Genomic DNA, 14,995 nt, shown 5'->3' on the forward strand with positions numbered 1-14,995 from the left:
CCCGGAACCGGCCCGGCCCGGTGCGATTCCGCGACCGGGACCGGCGCCATGCAGGCGAAACGTGGACACGATGGACATGGAGAAACCGTGGCGTGTCGGACTCAGACCGCCATCAGCTCCTGTTCCTTGCCCTTGACCACGTCGTCGACGTCGCGGATCGCCTGGTCGGTGATCTTCTGGATCTCGTCCTCGCCGCGGCGCACTTCGTCCTCGCTGACCTGATTGTCCTTGTCCTTGAGCAGGTCCTTGAGCTGTTGGTTGGCATCGCGGCGGATGTTGCGGATCGCGACCTTGGCGTCCTCGCCTTCGCCGTGCACGACCTTCGACAGCTCGCGACGGCGCTCTTCGGTCAGTGCCGGCAGGTTCAGGCGGATCGTCGTACCGGCGGTATTCGGCGTGAGGCCGAGGTCGGAGGCCAGGATCGCCTTTTCGATCGCGCCGACGATCTGCTTCTCCCACGGAGTGATCGTGAGCGAGCGGGCATCGCTGACCGCGATGCTGGCCACCTGGCCCAGCGGCATGTCGGAGCCGTGGTAGTTCACCTTGATGCTCTCGACCAGGGCGGTCGAGGCGCGGCCCGTGCGGATCTTGACCAAGGCGTGACGGAGCGCCTCGACGCTCTTGGCCATACGGGTCTGAGCGTCTTTCTTGATTTCGTTGAGCATCGCCGGCTCCAGGAGTGACTCGGATAACCGCCGGATTATAGCCGGGGAAGCCGTCGCCGGCCCTCCCTCACAGGTGTCGGCGACGCGATGTCGGTGCCGGGATCAGTTCCGGCCCGACACCAGGGTGCCGATCGGCTCGCCGTTCAGCACCCGAAGCAGCACGCCGGGCTGCCCCATGTCGAAGACCCGCAGCGGCAGGTCGCTGTCGCGCGCGAGCGCGAACGCCGCGGTGTCCATCACTTCCAGTCCGCGGGTGATGACCTCGTCGTAGTTCAGGCTCTCGAAGCGGACCGCGTCGGTGTGCCTCTTCGGGTCCTTGTCGTAGACGCCGTCGACCTTGGTGGCCTTGAGCAGCAGGTCGGCGCCGATCTCGATCGCGCGCAGCGCGGCGCCGGAGTCGGTGGTGAAGAACGGGCTGCCGACGCCCGCCGCGAAGATCACCAGGCGCCCTTTCTCGAGATGGCGGATCGCGCGGCGCCGGATGTAGTCCTCGCACACGTCGTTGATCTTGATCGCGCTCATCACCCGTGCCTTGGCGCCGAGCTTTTCGAGCGCATCCTGCATGGCCAGGGCGTTGATCACCGTCGCCAGCATGCCCATCTGGTCGCCGGTGACGCGGTCCATGCCGCTGGCGGCGAGCCCGGCGCCGCGGAAGATGTTGCCGCCGCCGATCACCAGGGCGACTTGGGCACCGGCCTGCTGGGCCTCGATCACCTCGCGCGCGAGCCGGGTGATGACCTTCGGATCGATGCCGTAATCCTCGTCGCCCATCAGGGCCTCGCCGGAAAGTTTGAGCAGGACGCGGCGATAGGCGAGGGTGGGCATGGGGAAGCCTCTGGCGGTGTAGGGGGATCCCTCTGATTCTAGCTGATCGTCATCCTGCCGCGCCGGCCAGGGGCGGCGCGGCGTCGCTGCGCTCGGCGCGCATCGCAACCTGGTTGCGGCCTTCGCGCTTGGCGCCGTAGAGCGCTTCGTCGGCGGCCTGCAGCAGGTCCTGGGCGGTGGCGAACCGGACATCCTCGCCGTGGGTGGCGACGCCGGCGGAGAAGGTGACGTGGATGGCGCGCCCTTCCACGAAGGTCATTGCACGACGTGAGATCTCGGCCAGAAGGCGTTCGAGGATGTGCCGGCCACGGTCGGCGCCGCAGCGGCCCAGCACGATCAGAAACTCCTCGCCGCCGTAGCGCGCGAGCAGGTCGCTGCTGCGGAGCATGGCCATCAGGGCGGCGCTGAACTCGCGCAGGACGGTGTCGCCGACCAGGTGACCGTGCTGGTCGTTGATGCGCTTGAAGTCGTCCAGGTCCACGAATGCGATGGACAGCGGCACGCCGAGCCGGTCGGCGTCGTCGAAGGCCTGCTGCAGCAGGTCGTCCAGCTGGCGTCGGTTGTACGCGCCGGTGAGGTGGTCGCGTCGGGCGAGGTCGTCGAGTTCGCGCGCACGGCTGCGCAGGCGATCGGTCTCGCGCTGTGCCTGGGCGAGATCCTGGCGCTCGAGCAGGTGATGGATCATCGCCAGTTCGCGACTCTGCTGTTCGATGTCGCGAACCTGCTCCTCGCGCTCGACCTTCACGTCGAACAACATCGAGATTTCGGGGGCGAGGGCCGACAGACGTTCGAGCATCTCCACGAGATCGGCGGCGGTCATGTCGAGCGCGGTCGCCGCCACGCGTTCGAGCTGTTCGCTCGCGTCCTCGTCCTCGCCGTCGACCCAGACATCGGCCAGCAGGCCCGCGGCGACGACGCACCCCAGGGTGCGGTCGCGGGTGTCGACGGTCTCGCTGCTGCGGATCATGCGCTGCAGGTACGGCGAAAGCCCCCAGCGACCCGCCAGCCAGGCACCGACCTCGGTGTGATCGCCGCCGAGATGGTCGTGTTCGAGCTGCAGGCGGACGGCGCCCTGCAATCCTGCGGGTGGCAGTTGCGCATAGCGGTCGGGCACCGCGTGCAGGAGGGCGAGGATGCCGATGTCCTGCAACAGCGCGCCCAGCATCAGCTCCTCCGGCCGGTCGAGCTGGAGACGTTCGGCGAACAGGCGTGCGGCCATCGCGGCCAGCGCGCTGCGCCGCCAGACGCGCTCCTGCAGGCCGGCCAGTGCGTGGCCGGGCCGCAGCGTGCGCGCGACCGAGAACCCCAGCGAGAGGCTGACCGCTGCATTGAAGCCGAGCAGGCTCGTGGCCTGCGCCAGGGTGTCCACCCGGCGGCGGTGCTTGCTGGCGTACAGCGGCGAGTTGGCGATGCGCAGCATGCGCGCGCTGAGTGCGGGATCGAGCGCGATCGCGTCGGAGATCGTGTCCAGATCGCTGCCCGGATCTTCGGCCAGGGCGATGATCTTCAATGCCACGCCCGGCAGGGTCGGCAGGGTCCTGCAATGGGACAACAGCGAAACGAGGTCCGGATGCATCGGGTTCTTCGAGGTCGGGTGCGTCTGCTTCCGCTATCGGCCCGGCATCCGCCTCCTGAAGACGAGAATTATGAATGCGCTCGCGCAAAACGAAGAAAGCCGCGGGCGACCGCGGCTTTCTTCCGGACTGCGACAGATGGCGGAATCAGGCCAGGCCGGCCTGCTTCATCACCTCGGCAGCATAATCCTCGACCACCTTCTCGATGCCTTCGCCCACGGCCAGGCGCTGGCTGCTGACGACATCGGCGCCGGCGGCCTTGAGCACCTGCTCGACGGTCTGGTTGGTGTCGAGCACGTACGGCTGGCCGTACAGCGTGACCTCGTTGACGATCTTGGCGAGCTTGCCGCCGATGATCTTCTCGAGGATGTCGGCCGGCTTGCTCTTGTCCTTGTCGGACATCTTGGCCAGCTCGATTTCCTTTTCCTTCTCGATGAAGTCGGCCGGCACGTCGGACGCCTTGATGTGCGGCGGGTTCATCGCCGCGACGTGCATCGCCAGGCCGCGGGCGAGTTCGGCATCGCCGCCCTTGAGCTCGATCAGCACGCCGATCTTGCCGCCGTGGACGTAGGCCGCGACGTTGTGGTCGCCACCGTCGACACGGACCAGGCGACGCACCTGCAGGTTCTCGCCGACCTTGGCGATGACCGCGGCGCGGGTTTCTTCCACGGTGTCGCCGCTGTCGAGCTTGACCGTCTTCAGCGCTTCGGTGTCGGCGGCGCCGGAGGCGAGGGCGGCCTGGGCGACGGTGTCGGTGAAGCTGACGAAGTTGTCGTCCTTGGCGACGAAGTCGGTCTCGGAGTTGATCTCGACCAGCACGGCGCGGGCGCCGTCCTGGGCCACGGCGATGCGGCCTTCGGCGGCCACGCGGCCGGCCTTCTTGTCGGCCTTGGCCAGGCCGGACTTGCGCAGGGCTTCGGCAGCGGCGTCGATGTCGCCGTTGCTTTCGGTCAGCGCCTTCTTGCACTCCATCATGCCGGCGCCAGTGCGCTCGCGCAGTTCCTTGACCAGGCTAGCGGTGATTTCCATCGGGGTACCTCGGAAAAATAGCGGAAAGGGGTCGCGGGCGGCAGAAGCGCCCGGAGGCGCCGCCGGCCAGGAGGCCGGGGCGCGGACGTACGCGGTATCGCCGGGCCGGAGCGCGGCGATACCTGCCGGGATTACTCCGCAGCGGCAGCCGGAGCCGGAGCCGCAGCGTCCTCGGTCTGTTCGGTCTTGCCCTTCTTGGCGGGCTTGCTGAACTCTTCCTCGCGGACCACGGCAGCGGTCGGCGCAGCGGCCTTGCCTTCGAGCACCGCGTCGGCGGCGGCATTGGCGTACAGCTGCACGGCGCGGATGGCGTCGTCGTTGCCCGGGATGGCGTAATCGACCAGGTTGGGGTCGTAGTTGGTGTCGACCACCGCGATCACCGGAATGCCGAGCTTCTTGGCTTCCTTGACCGCGATGTCTTCGTGGCCGATGTCGATCACGAACAGCGCGTCGGGCAGGCGGTGCATGTCCTTGATGCCGCCCAGCGAGGCTTCGAGCTTGTCGCGCTCGCGACGCAGGCCCAGCACTTCGTGCTTGACCAGCTTCTCGAAGGTGCCGTCGGTCTCGGCGGCCTCGAGCTCCTTCAGGCGGGCGACCGACTTCTTCACCGTGGCGAAGTTGGTCAGCGTGCCGCCCAGCCAGCGCTGGGTCATGAAGGGCTGGCCGCAGCGCTCGGCTTCTTCCTTGATCGCCTCGCGCGCGCTGCGCTTGGTGCCGACGAACAGGATGATGCCGCGCTTCTGTGCGATCGACGAGATGAAGTTCATCGCATCGTTGAACAGCGGCACGGTCTTTTCGAGGTTGATGATGTGGATCTTGCCGCGGGCGCCGAAGATGTACGGCGACATCTTGGGGTTCCAGTAGCGGGTCTGGTGGCCGAAGTGGACGCCGGCTTCCAGCATCTGGCGCATGGTGATCTGAGGCATTGCGGATGACTCCAGTGGTGGAACCTGCCGCCCTCGGTCCGTCGGGACCGGGCAAGGGACGGGCGCGCGGCGGACCGCGCACGGGGTTCCGGGGTTGGGCCTCCCTGTCGCCTCCGTGGCCGAACGCAGCAGCCGGGCGTGTGATCGCTCGGCCATGCGCACCCCGGCACGGGGGATTGCGACAGGTGTGGATTTGCCGGTGACGTCCGGCATGGACGGCCCGTCCAGGAGGACGGACAGCCGCCGATCATACGCGCCGAGCCGGGGCCGGGGCAAGTTGCGTGAGCGGGCTCAGAACTCGATCAGCAGGATGTCCGGCGCCCGCGTGGCGTCCGAGGCAGGCGGCGGCGCGGGCAGGGCCGCTTCCCGGGGCTGGCGTTCAAGGCGTGCGCCGCAGGTCGGTGCGACCTTCGGGCCGATGGATGCCGCGGTCGTGGCGGCAGTGGCCGCAGCCGTTTCGTGTCCGCGGCAGGCCGGCAGGATGGTCAGGCCGATGCCCAGGCTGCTGCGCTGACTGGAGGCCGGGAGGGCTGGCGGAGCGAGGGCGGCGCCCAGGAACAACAGGGCGAGCGTCATGCAGCAGGTCGGTGACGGTGGCGGTCGCATGCCCCGTTAGCGGCCGTCGAGGAGCCGGCTTGAACGATGGCGCCGGCTGGCGCCGGGTTCGCCGCGCCCGGCAGGGCCGACTCAGTAGGTGATCGTGACCAGCACCGTATCGGTGTAATTGCCTGCAGGCGTCACCTGGGAGGCGGGGACGCGTCCGTGGACGGTCAGCGACTGGCTGGCGCCGGTTCCTGTCCCGGTGACCGCGCCGGTGGCGGCCGTCGCCCCCCAGCGCTGGGTGCGGTTGGCGTCGCTGTAGAGCTCGTAGGTGACGTAGTTCGACGACGTTCCCTGGCGCATGCGTCGCGTGGTGCCGACCGGGTTGTTGCCGTTGTTCAAGCCCACGGTCCACGGAGTGCGGCCGGTGCAGGTGAAGGTCAATGTGGACGTCCGGTCGACATTGGACGACACCCGTCCGGGCACGGTCCCGAACGCCATCGGCGTGGCGCTGGCGATCGTGCAGCGGTTGGGCACCGGTGCGGTGGCGGTGAAAGGAAAGGTGATGCTGCCCCCACCGGTGCCCCCGGTGGTGCAGGATGCGGGAAAGGGCGGAGCACCGACGACCGGTTCGTTGTAGCGGTAGTCCAGCCGGGTGTTGGTCCCGGTGAAGGCGTTGCTGTAGTTGCCTGCAGCCAGGCCGGCCTGGGCGGGGACGCGTCCGTACATCGGAATGTTCAGGGTGTTGCCGCCGCCGATCACCAGCACGGTGTACTCGAATGTGGTCTCCAGGGGCGTGGGCGCAGCGGCGGCGGCGGTGTTGCCCCACACCAGCGTCCGTGCCGGGTCGCGGAAGATCTGGAACTGCAGCGCGTCGTTGCTGGGGTTGAGCATGCGCCTGGGCACGTATTGGCCGCCGCCGGACACGCCGGGTCCGATGTTCAGGCACATCCTGAGGCGGATCACCGACAGCAGCGAGACGGCGGTGGTGGAGCAGGTGATGGAGACCGTGCCGTTGGCGTCGACCGGCGCAGTGCCGGCCACACTGCCGAAAGCGAGCGGGGTGGCCGACGCCGTGCAGGTCGTCAACGCCGCGGCCGGTGTCGCCCACGCCGCCAGCGCGATGCCGGCGAGGATGGGTGCCAACGCGCCGAGGCGGCGATAGGCGCGGTGGCGGGCGCGGCCGCTCATCTGCGCGCCTCGTGTTCGCAGCGCAACGGCCCCAGGCGCTGCAGTGGATCGTGTTCGGGCAGTGCCGGCAGGAGGGTCGTGCAGACATCGCCATCGGGCAGCCGGATCCGGAGCAGGCTGCCCGCAGCGGGGCTTTCGAGGTAGGCCTGGCCGCCGTGGCCGACGATGCCCGGCGTGGTGCCGGCACCGTGTTCGATCCGGCTGCCGGGCGGCAGCGGCACGTCGTCGGTGTCGTGCAGGAGCAGGCGGACGCCGCGGACCCGGCGGACTTCGAAGCCGACGCGCACCCCGGCGCGGTCGGCCGGCGTCACGACCCGGGCGGCGTCGGTCACCCGGATGTCGGCGGGCAGATCCATCGGATCGATCGACAGCCGGTTGCGCTGCCAGGCGTTGAGTGGGGTGACCAGGAGCAGGCCGCGCGCATCGGCGAGGCCGATCAGTCGGTTCTCGAGCGCGACCGGGATGCCGGGGATGCCGTCGGTGGACACCACGGCGAACGCGTCGACGATTTCGCGCGCGGCGAACCAGCCGCCGCCCATGCGCACGAGGCTCCCGGCAGCCTGCGCGTAGGCGAAGCGGCTGTCGCCGAATCGCGAGACGCCGGCGCCCACGCGCCCGCGCGGCCCCAGCCACGCACCCTCGGCGAGCCCCCCGGAGGCATCGCCGCTGCGGGCCTGGACGCGCCAGCCCACGCCGCCGTCGCCCGGCACCGGTTGCGCCACGTCCACGACAGCGCTGTCGAGGTCGCCGTCGCGTTGCCAGGACAATGCCGCCTGACGTTCGCGCTGGCGGCCGAGCGGAATCATCAGGCCGGCATATGCGCTGCGGTCGGCACGGGTGTCCAGGTTCTGGTTGATCGCGGCATTCGCATACCACCCGCTGCCGAACGCGTGACTCCAGTACAGGCCGGCGTAACGGCCGCGTTCGATCCTGGCGAAGGGTGCATCGTCCTCGCGGTGCGGCAGGACCTGGTCGAGGCGGACGTAGGTCAGGCCGAAGTTGCCGGCACCGGTGCTGACGCCGGCGGTGGCGCGATCGCTGCGGGGCGGCGGTGGCGGTCCGTACAGCGCGGCGATGTCGCGATAGTCGTCGTGGGTGCGGCGGGTGTCGGCGGCCAGCTGGTAGCGATCGTTGTTCCAGGACCAGCCTAGGGTGCTCTGGCCGCCCTGCCGATGACGGTCGCGGCTGCGGGCATGGGCCGTGTTGACGACGCCCGCCATGCCGAGCAGGTAGGCGCCCCCGACGCCCACGCTCGTCAGCCCGTCGCCGCCTTCGGCATGCGCCTCCACCGTCAGGCGCGGGGTCGCCCCGTAGCGCCAAGTGCCGCTGCCCACCAGGGCATCGGCGTATTCGAACGAACGCAGACCGTACTGTTCGCGTACCCAGCCCAGCGCGAGCGACCAGTCGCTGAGGCCAGGCGCGAGCAGGCGCTGTGTGGCGTAGAAGGGAAAATCGAGCGTGTTGACCCGTCCATATGCATCGGTGATCACCACCTGCGCATTGCCGGCGCCGGTCACGCCGGGCACCGGCGCCAGACGGAATGGCCCGGTGGGCGTGCTGCCGCTGTACTGGCGCAGCCCGTTGACGTACAGCTCGACCTCCGACGGTACTGCGGCCTCGCCGAGGAACTCCGGCAGGGGCACGGTCACCCGGTACGGCTGCAGGGCGAAGTTGCGCCCGACCTGCACGCCGCCGATGCGGACCGGCCGGGTCCAGTCGAGAAACCCGGTGAACGCGTCGCCGGCGATCACCGAGACCGCCGCGCCGGGAAACGACCACTGCAGCCGGGTGTCGAGGCGGGTGCTGTCGTGCTGCCGGCGCCCGCCCTCGCGCTGGAACGTCCGGGTGATGCCCGTGGTCGATGCGACCGCCCGACCGAGGCCGAAGGCGCGCAGTTCGCCGAAGCCGGTGAGGTTCCAGCCGCCGTCGCCATCGCTGCCGTACAGGTCGTAGTTGAGCAGTACCCCGGGCGCGTGGTCGGTGACCACGGCGATCTCGTTGGCGGGCAGGCCGAGGTCGGTCGAAGAGAGGGCGAGGATGTCGAGCGGTGCGTCGATCCGTACCGACTGCCGCGACGGGTCGTAGCGCACACGCACGCCAGGAAGGGCGTCGAGGGGTACCGGCGCGTCGCCATCGCGTCCGTCCAACTGGAAGCCCAGGCCGCGCAGCGTGTCGACGGTCGCATGCAGTCGGCCGTCGCGATACTCGAACGACACCGGCTCGGCGACCACGGTTTCGTTCAGGATCACTTCGAGGTAGAGATGCGTCGCGGCCAGCGACGCGGGCCCGGCCTGCGGGATCGTCTCGGCGCGAGCCAGGGACAGCGCGGCGGCCATGAGGATGGCGCTAGCGATCCGGCAGCAGGGTGCGGGCGTCCGGCTCGCCATTGATCCTGGCCTGGATGTCGGTGGCGTGGCCGGGCTTCGCGCCCGGCGGAAGCGGCCAGCGTCGCTGCCGGCCGGGAAGGACGTAGCCTGCGAGCCCGGGTGCGATCTGCTGCCGGAGCGCGGGATCCACATGGACGATGTCGGCAATCTGCGCCCGTGCGGTGCCGAGGTTCTCGACCTCCAGCGCTCTGCCTTCCGCAACATCGACCAGGCGCGCATGCAGGACCGATGTAGCGGGCTGGACCGGCTCGAGAAACACCGGTATCGAGTAGCGGAAGACGAAGTTCAGCCCCATATCGTCGGCAACGGGCCGGGTCGGGTCCGGCAGTTCATCGACGATGACCCGGTAGCTGCCCTCGATGGCGTCGGGCGCGTCGATACGGCGAACCACCCGGACCAGTTGCTCGGCCCCCGGCGCGATCTCGATCATCGGCGGGCTGACGGCGAGGTCTTCCGTTTCCGTCAGACGGTCCTCGCCGGCGTCCTGTGTCCACGCGAACACCCTGACCTGGGCGATCAACGGGCGCTCGCCGCTGTTGCGCAGCATGAGGCCGTCGGCCGCACGCTGCGGGGCGATGGTCACGAGTGTCGGCGCGACCTGCAGGTCGGCTGCGAAGAGTGGCATCGTCGGCCACGCGGCTGCCAGGGCCAAACACGCCGAGCGTAGGTACGTACGGGCGACGTCACGGACGCCGCCTCCGGGGCGGAGAGGAGAACCCATGCGATGGGCGCCCCTCAGTACGTGATCGTCGCGGTGACGGTGTCCGTGTAGGTCGCGGCGGGGAAGTTGGCACTGGGCACGCGGCCGTAGACCGGAACGGTCTGCACCGCGCCGGAGCCGGTGCCGGCGACGGTATCGGTGCCGGGCGTCTCGCCCCAGACGGTGCTGCGTGCAGGGTCCTGATACAACTGATACGGCACGAGCGTGCCGTCGGGACTGGCCATGGCGCGCGCGGCGATACCGCCGCCACCGGCGTTCAGACCGGGGCTCAGCGCAATGGCGTAGCCCGTGCCGGGCGTGCAGTTGACATTCAACTGGCCGGCGGCATCGATGTTGGTGGCACTCGAGGGTTGGCTGCCGAAGGCGACGTCGGTCGCGGCAGGGGCGTCGATGGTGCAGGCCGCGGTGATGGTGAGCGTGACGTCGAACGTCGTGGATGCCGACTGGCCGAACGCCAGCGGCGTGGCGGCGGCGAGCAGGCTGCCTGCGAGAAAACGGGGAAAACGGCGACGAGATGTCTGCACGGCGATATCCTTTCGTTGTGCGGTCGAATGGAGCTGGGTCATCCCGGAGCGCGCCGAGCTCGTGCGTCCAGCGCGAACCTCGCGCACGAGGTTTGCACGAGCGCTGCATGCGCGGCGTGATGGCTGCGTGTCGGCGCGCAGCGCCGCAGTCGCTCCGGGAGTGCTCCGTCGGCGATCCGCTCCGCCCCCGCTTGGTCCCGCGCCCCGGGCCGCGAGACGTCCTGCGCGCTGCCGCGGCTGGATCCGGGCACGGAACGACGCGATCGGAGATAATGTGCGGATGGCGATTTCCCTGAAGACCCCCGAACAGATCGAGAAGATGCGCGAGGCTGGCCGCCTGGCGGCCGAGGTGCTGCAGATCGTCGCGCCGCACGTGAAGCCTGGCGTGACCACCGACGAACTGGACCGCATCTGCCACGAACACATCGTGCAGGTGCAGGGCGCGGTGCCGGCCAACGTCGGCTACCGCGGCTACCCGAAGACGACCTGCATCTCCGCCAACAATGTGATCTGCCACGGTATCCCGGGCGACAAGGTCCTCAAGGACGGCGACATCATCAATATCGACGTCACCGTCATCAAGGACGGCTGGCACGGCGACACCAGCCGGATGTACTTCGTCGGCACGCCGTCGGTGATGGCGCGGCGCCTGGTCGAGGTGACCCGGCAGGCGTTGTTCGAGGGCATTCGCGCAGTGCGTCCGGGCGCGACCCTGGGCGACATCGGTCATGCCATCCAGACCTTCGCCGAGGCCGAACGCTTCAGCGTGGTGCGCGAGTACTGCGGCCACGGCATCGGCACCGTCTATCACGACGAGCCGCAGGTGCTGCACTACGGCCGCCCCGGCGCCGGGCTGGTGCTGGAGGCCGGCATGACCTTCACCATCGAGCCGATGATCAACGAAGGTACCCGTTTCACCCGTGTGCTGCCCGATGGCTGGACCGTCGTGACCAAGGACCGCAAGCTTTCGGCCCAGTGGGAGCACACGATCGCGGTGACGCGCGACGGTGCGGACGTGCTGACCCGCATTCCCGGGGACGACAACGAGTCGTTCCTCTAGGGGCGGGGCGTGGCCTCGCCGCTACCGCCGCAGACGCCGCCCGGCGATCAGGCGAACGATCCATCCAGCGATCAGGCCGGCGATCAGGCTTGGGCCGCCGAGGCCCGTGCGGCGCTCGCCGACCACGATGCCCGGCTCGCCGCCCGCTTCGACGCCGGCGAAGCCATCGACCGGTTGCTGGCCGCGCGCGCGAATGCGGTGGACGGCTGGGTCCGCCAGGCCTGGGCGCGCTGCATTCCCGCCGAGGCGCCGCTGGCGCTGTTCGCGGTCGGCGGTTACGGGCGCGGCGAACTGTTCCCGCATTCCGACATCGATCTGCTCGCACTGGCGGAAGAGGGCGAGCAGGCGGCACATGCCGAAGTGCTCGGCCGTTTGTTCGCGTTGCTCTGGGACGCCGGCCTGCCGGTCGGGCACGCGGTGCGCAGCCCGGACGAGTGCACCCGCGAGGCGGCCGCTGACCTGACCGTGCTCACCAACCTGCAGGATGCGCGGCCGTTGCTGGCGAACTTCCGCGAGGTGCAGACGCTCAACGCCGCCATCGCACCGGAGCGGACCTGGGACGCGGCCCGTTATTTCGAGGGGAAGCGCGAGGAGCAGCGGCGGCGGCATGCGCGCTATGGCGACACCTCGGACAATCTCGAGCCGAACCTGAAGGACGGCCCCGGTGGACTGCGCGACCTCCACACGCTGCGCTGGATGGCGCGCGCGGTGTTCGGCGCGCACGGCTTCGACCAGTTGATCGCATTGGGGCAGCTGGGCGTGGACGAGCAGGCCACGCTGGAACGCGAGCGGCAGGGACTGTCGCGCCTGCGCTTCGGCCTGCACCTGGTCGCCGGCAAGGCCGAGGAGCGGTTGCGCTTCGACCATCAGAAGGCGCTGGCCGCCCGGCTGAATCATGTGGACGAGGCCGACAACGCCCTGGTCGAGCAGATGATGCAGGGGTTCTACCGCAGCGCGTCGGTGGTGCTGCGGATCAACGACCGCCTGCTGCAGCGCTTCGAGGAACAGATCGAGGGTGAGGGCGAATTGGCCGTGATCGACGCCGAATTCGCCACCCGCCGCGGCTACCTGGCCGCGCGCGACGAGGTTTGGCCCGGCGGCGACATCGGCCGGGTGTTCGATCTGTTCGCGATCTGGGCCGAGCATCCGCAGGTGCGCGGCCTGCATTCGCAGAGCGCCCGTGCGCTGGCCGAGTCGCTGCATGCCCTGCCGAGCTGGCGCGATGCCCCGGACACGCTGCGTGAGCAGTTCCTGGAATTGCTGCGGGGACCGGTGCCGGTACGTACGCTCGAACGTCTCGCGCGCATGGGCGTGCTGGGTGTTTGGATCCCGGAGTTCGCGCGGGTTTCCGGGCGGATGCAGTTCGACCTGTTCCACGTCTACACGGTGGATCAGCACACGCTCGCGGTGCTGCGCAACATCGCCAGTTTCGCCGACGAGTCGCCGGATCCGCGTTTTTCCGCCGCCCACGAGGTCTGGCCGCTGTTGCGCAAGCCCGAGCTGTTGCTGCTCGCTGGCCTGTTCCACGACATCGCCAAGGGGCGCGGCGGCGACCACTCCGAGCTGGGGGCCGTGGATGCGCGCGAGTTCTGCGAGGGCCATGGGCTGCCCGAGGCCGATGTCGCCCTGGTCGAATGGCTGGTGCGCCGGCACCTGCTGATGTCGACAGTGGCGCAGAAGAACGATATTTCGGATCCGGCCGTGATCCACCGCTTCGCGCGGGAAGTCGCCGACCGCGAGCGCCTGGATTATCTGTATCTGCTGACCTGTGCCGACATCGCCGGAACGTCCCCACGGTTGTGGAACGCGTGGAAGGACCGTCTGCTGACCGATCTGCGCATCGCCACCCGGCTCGCGCTGCGGCGCGGACTGGAACATCCCGTCGCCGCCGGGCAGCGTATCGACGAGACCCGCGACCGCGTGCGCGGACTGCTGTCGGCCTACGGCGTGGAGCAGGCGGAGGCCGATGGGTTGTTCGCACGCATGCCGGTCGATGCGTTTCTGCGTGGGCACCCCGACCAGGTGGCCTGGCAGGCGCTGGCGTTGCGCGACACCGCGCCCGGCGGGACGGCGGTCCGCCTGCGGCGTCTGGCGGCCGGTGCACACGCGCTCGAGGTATTCGTGCACTCGCCGGATCGCGACGGTCTGTTCACCGCCATCGCGATCACCCTCGACCGCAGCGGGCTGGCCATCCAGCAGGCACGCGCGCTGGACGGCCCCGACGGCACCATCTTCGATCTGTTCCAGGTGCTGCCTTCCGATCCGCGGCACGTGCCCGATCTGGGTGCGATCGAGCGGAAGCTGATCAATGTGCTGGCGGGCTCGCTCGACGTGAAGCCCGCCCGGCGCACGCAACCGCGGCATTTGCGCCACTTTCGCATCGTCCCCAGCATCGCCTTCGACGACAGTGCCGATGGTCGGCAGACGATCTTCAGCCTGGTCGGTACCGATCGCCCCGGCCTGCTCGCGGATGTCGCGCATGCGTTGCGCCGCCAGCACCTGCGTGTCCACGATGCCCGTATCGCCACCTTCGGCGAGCGCGTCGAGGACGTGTTTCGGCTCAGCGACCGCGACAACCGTGCGCTCGACGACGCCGCCCGCGAGGCCTTGCGGGCCGCGCTGCTGGCGACGCTCGACCCGACCCCTTGACCCTCTCGCCCCACGTACCACTGAACGGAACGACTCCATGACATTGCCCAGCTTCAACGCCGATCCCGCGACCGTCGCCCTGTTGCACACCACGCTCGACAGCGCTTTCGAGCGCCGTGCCGCGTTGACGCCCGAAGAGGTCGAAGGTGCCGTGCGTCCCGCCGTCGAGCAGGCGATGATCGGTCTGGAGACCGGTGCATTGCGCGTCGCCGAGCCGGACGGGCAGGGCGGCTGGACCGTCAACGAATGGCTGAAGAAGGCCGTGCTGCTGTACTTCCGCATCAACGAGATGGCGGTGATGGACGCCGAGCCGGCGCCGTACTGGGACAAGGTCGAAGCGCGCTTCGCCGATTTCGACGAAGCCATGTTCCGGGAGACCGGCGTACGCGTCGTGCCGGGTGCGTTCGTGCGCCGCGGGACCTACCTCGGTCGCGATGTCGTGCTGATGCCGAGCTTCGTCAACATCGGCGCGCATGTCGGCACCGGCACCATGGTCGATACCTGGGCCACGGTGGGTTCGTGCGCGCAGATCGGCCAGCACTGCCACATTTCCGGCGGCGCCGGCATCGGTGGCGTGCTGGAGCCGCTGCAGGCGTCGCCGACGATCATCGAGGACCACGTCTTCATCGGCGCGCGCTCGGAAGTCGTCGAAGGCGTCGTGGTCGGCCACCACAGCGTGATCGGCATGGGGGTGTTCCTCGGCCAGTCCACGCGCATCTACAACCGCGCCACCGGCGAGGTGAGCTACGGCTACGTGCCGCCGGGCAGCGTGGTGGTCGCCGGCTCGCTGCCGTCAGCCCACGGCAGCCATTCGCTGTACTGCGCGGTGATCGTCAAGCAGGTCGACGAGCGCACCCGCGCCAAGACCAGCGTCAACGACCTGCTCCGCGGCCTGGCCGGCTGA

The 14,995-nt window shown here is 69.4% G+C and carries 13 protein-coding genes; 3 read left to right on the plus strand and 10 right to left on the minus strand.

Annotated features, from left to right (window positions below; translation table 11 throughout):
- Window positions 1-101: 101 nt before the first annotated feature.
- The 10 genes from frr to RG19_RS05075 form a co-directional block, all read right to left on the minus strand.
- Window positions 102-665: a ribosome recycling factor gene (gene frr, locus RG19_RS05030; RefSeq protein ID WP_058834317.1), complete on the minus strand. Its 564-nt coding sequence runs from the start codon at window positions 663-665 to the stop codon at window positions 102-104.
- A 102-nt stretch (window positions 666-767) separates the two neighbouring features.
- A complete protein-coding gene (gene pyrH, locus RG19_RS05035) occupies window positions 768-1,490 on the minus strand; it encodes a UMP kinase (RefSeq protein ID WP_058834318.1) in 723 nt (240 codons plus the stop codon).
- Window positions 1,491-1,539: 49 nt separating this feature from the next.
- Window positions 1,540-3,066: a GGDEF domain-containing protein gene (locus RG19_RS05040; RefSeq protein ID WP_082672481.1), complete on the minus strand. Its 1,527-nt coding sequence runs from the start codon at window positions 3,064-3,066 to the stop codon at window positions 1,540-1,542.
- Window positions 3,067-3,211: 145 nt separating this feature from the next.
- Window positions 3,212-4,093, minus strand: coding sequence for a translation elongation factor Ts (tsf, locus tag RG19_RS05045; RefSeq protein ID WP_058834320.1), 882 nt, complete (start codon window positions 4,091-4,093; stop codon window positions 3,212-3,214).
- Between the two features lie 131 nt (window positions 4,094-4,224).
- Window positions 4,225-5,019, minus strand: coding sequence for a 30S ribosomal protein S2 (rpsB, locus tag RG19_RS05050; protein ID WP_058834321.1), 795 nt, complete (start codon window positions 5,017-5,019; stop codon window positions 4,225-4,227).
- Window positions 5,020-5,310: 291 nt separating this feature from the next.
- Entirely contained in the window at window positions 5,311-5,595 is a 285-nt protein-coding gene (locus tag RG19_RS05055; RefSeq protein WP_058834322.1) for a hypothetical protein, read from the minus strand.
- Between the two features lie 111 nt (window positions 5,596-5,706).
- Window positions 5,707-6,750 carry a Csu type fimbrial protein gene (locus tag RG19_RS05060; RefSeq protein ID WP_058834323.1) on the minus strand — a complete coding sequence of 348 codons (1,044 nt, stop codon included), beginning with the start codon at window positions 6,748-6,750 and terminating at the stop codon, window positions 5,707-5,709.
- Window positions 6,747-9,086 (minus strand): fimbria/pilus outer membrane usher protein, encoded by a 2,340-nt coding sequence (locus RG19_RS05065; RefSeq protein WP_162267050.1) that lies wholly within the window; start codon window positions 9,084-9,086, stop codon window positions 6,747-6,749. Before RG19_RS05065 ends, RG19_RS05060 begins: the two co-directional genes overlap by 4 nt.
- 10 nt (window positions 9,087-9,096) lie before the next feature.
- On the minus strand, window positions 9,097-9,762 hold the full coding sequence (locus RG19_RS05070; protein ID WP_238376588.1) for a fimbrial biogenesis chaperone: 666 nt from the start codon (window positions 9,760-9,762) through the stop codon (window positions 9,097-9,099).
- Between the two features lie 110 nt (window positions 9,763-9,872).
- Window positions 9,873-10,424, minus strand: a complete 552-nt coding sequence (locus RG19_RS05075) for a Csu type fimbrial protein (protein ID WP_082672483.1) — start codon at window positions 10,422-10,424, stop codon at window positions 9,873-9,875.
- Between the two features lie 238 nt (window positions 10,425-10,662).
- Here RG19_RS05075 and map point away from each other — a divergent pair, with 238 nt between their 5' ends.
- Genes map through dapD form a run of 3 tightly spaced genes read left to right on the plus strand, consistent with a single transcriptional unit; the run spans window position 10,663 to window position 14,995 of the window.
- Window positions 10,663-11,442 (plus strand): type I methionyl aminopeptidase, encoded by a 780-nt coding sequence (map, locus tag RG19_RS05080; RefSeq protein WP_058834326.1) that lies wholly within the window; start codon window positions 10,663-10,665, stop codon window positions 11,440-11,442.
- A 9-nt stretch (window positions 11,443-11,451) separates the two neighbouring features.
- A complete protein-coding gene (gene glnD, locus RG19_RS05085) occupies window positions 11,452-14,091 on the plus strand; it encodes a [protein-PII] uridylyltransferase (protein WP_058834327.1) in 2,640 nt (879 codons plus the stop codon).
- Window positions 14,021-14,995: a 2,3,4,5-tetrahydropyridine-2,6-dicarboxylate N-succinyltransferase gene (gene dapD / locus RG19_RS05090; RefSeq protein ID WP_058834328.1), complete on the plus strand. Its 975-nt coding sequence runs from the start codon at window positions 14,021-14,023 to the stop codon at window positions 14,993-14,995. The genes glnD and dapD overlap by 71 nt, the downstream gene beginning before the upstream one ends.

Origin of the sequence: Luteimonas abyssi, assembly GCF_001482195.1 — a bacterium.
In the GTDB taxonomy this organism is placed as follows: Bacteria; Pseudomonadota; Gammaproteobacteria; order Xanthomonadales; family Xanthomonadaceae; genus Luteimonas; species Luteimonas abyssi.

Bases quoted from the DNA above. Each gene is read 5' to 3' on its own strand.
- frr (WP_058834317.1), bottom strand. From the start codon at position 665: ATGCTCAACGAAATCAAGAAAGACGCTCAGACCCGTATGGCCAAGAGC.
- pyrH (WP_058834318.1), bottom strand. From the start codon at position 1,490: ATGCCCACCCTCGCCTATCGCCGCGTCCTGCTCAAACTTTCCGGCGAG.
- RG19_RS05040 (WP_082672481.1), bottom strand. From the start codon at position 3,066: ATGCATCCGGACCTCGTTTCGCTGTTGTCCCATTGCAGGACCCTGCCG.
- tsf (WP_058834320.1), bottom strand. From the start codon at position 4,093: ATGGAAATCACCGCTAGCCTGGTCAAGGAACTGCGCGAGCGCACTGGC.
- rpsB (WP_058834321.1), bottom strand. From the start codon at position 5,019: ATGCCTCAGATCACCATGCGCCAGATGCTGGAAGCCGGCGTCCACTTC.
- RG19_RS05055 (WP_058834322.1), bottom strand. From the start codon at position 5,595: ATGACGCTCGCCCTGTTGTTCCTGGGCGCCGCCCTCGCTCCGCCAGCC.
- RG19_RS05060 (WP_058834323.1), bottom strand. From the start codon at position 6,750: ATGAGCGGCCGCGCCCGCCACCGCGCCTATCGCCGCCTCGGCGCGTTG.
- RG19_RS05065 (WP_162267050.1), bottom strand. From the start codon at position 9,086: ATGGCCGCCGCGCTGTCCCTGGCTCGCGCCGAGACGATCCCGCAGGCC.
- RG19_RS05070 (WP_238376588.1), bottom strand. From the start codon at position 9,762: ATGCCACTCTTCGCAGCCGACCTGCAGGTCGCGCCGACACTCGTGACC.
- RG19_RS05075 (WP_082672483.1), bottom strand. From the start codon at position 10,424: ATGACCCAGCTCCATTCGACCGCACAACGAAAGGATATCGCCGTGCAG.
- map (WP_058834326.1), top strand. From the start codon at position 10,663: ATGGCGATTTCCCTGAAGACCCCCGAACAGATCGAGAAGATGCGCGAG.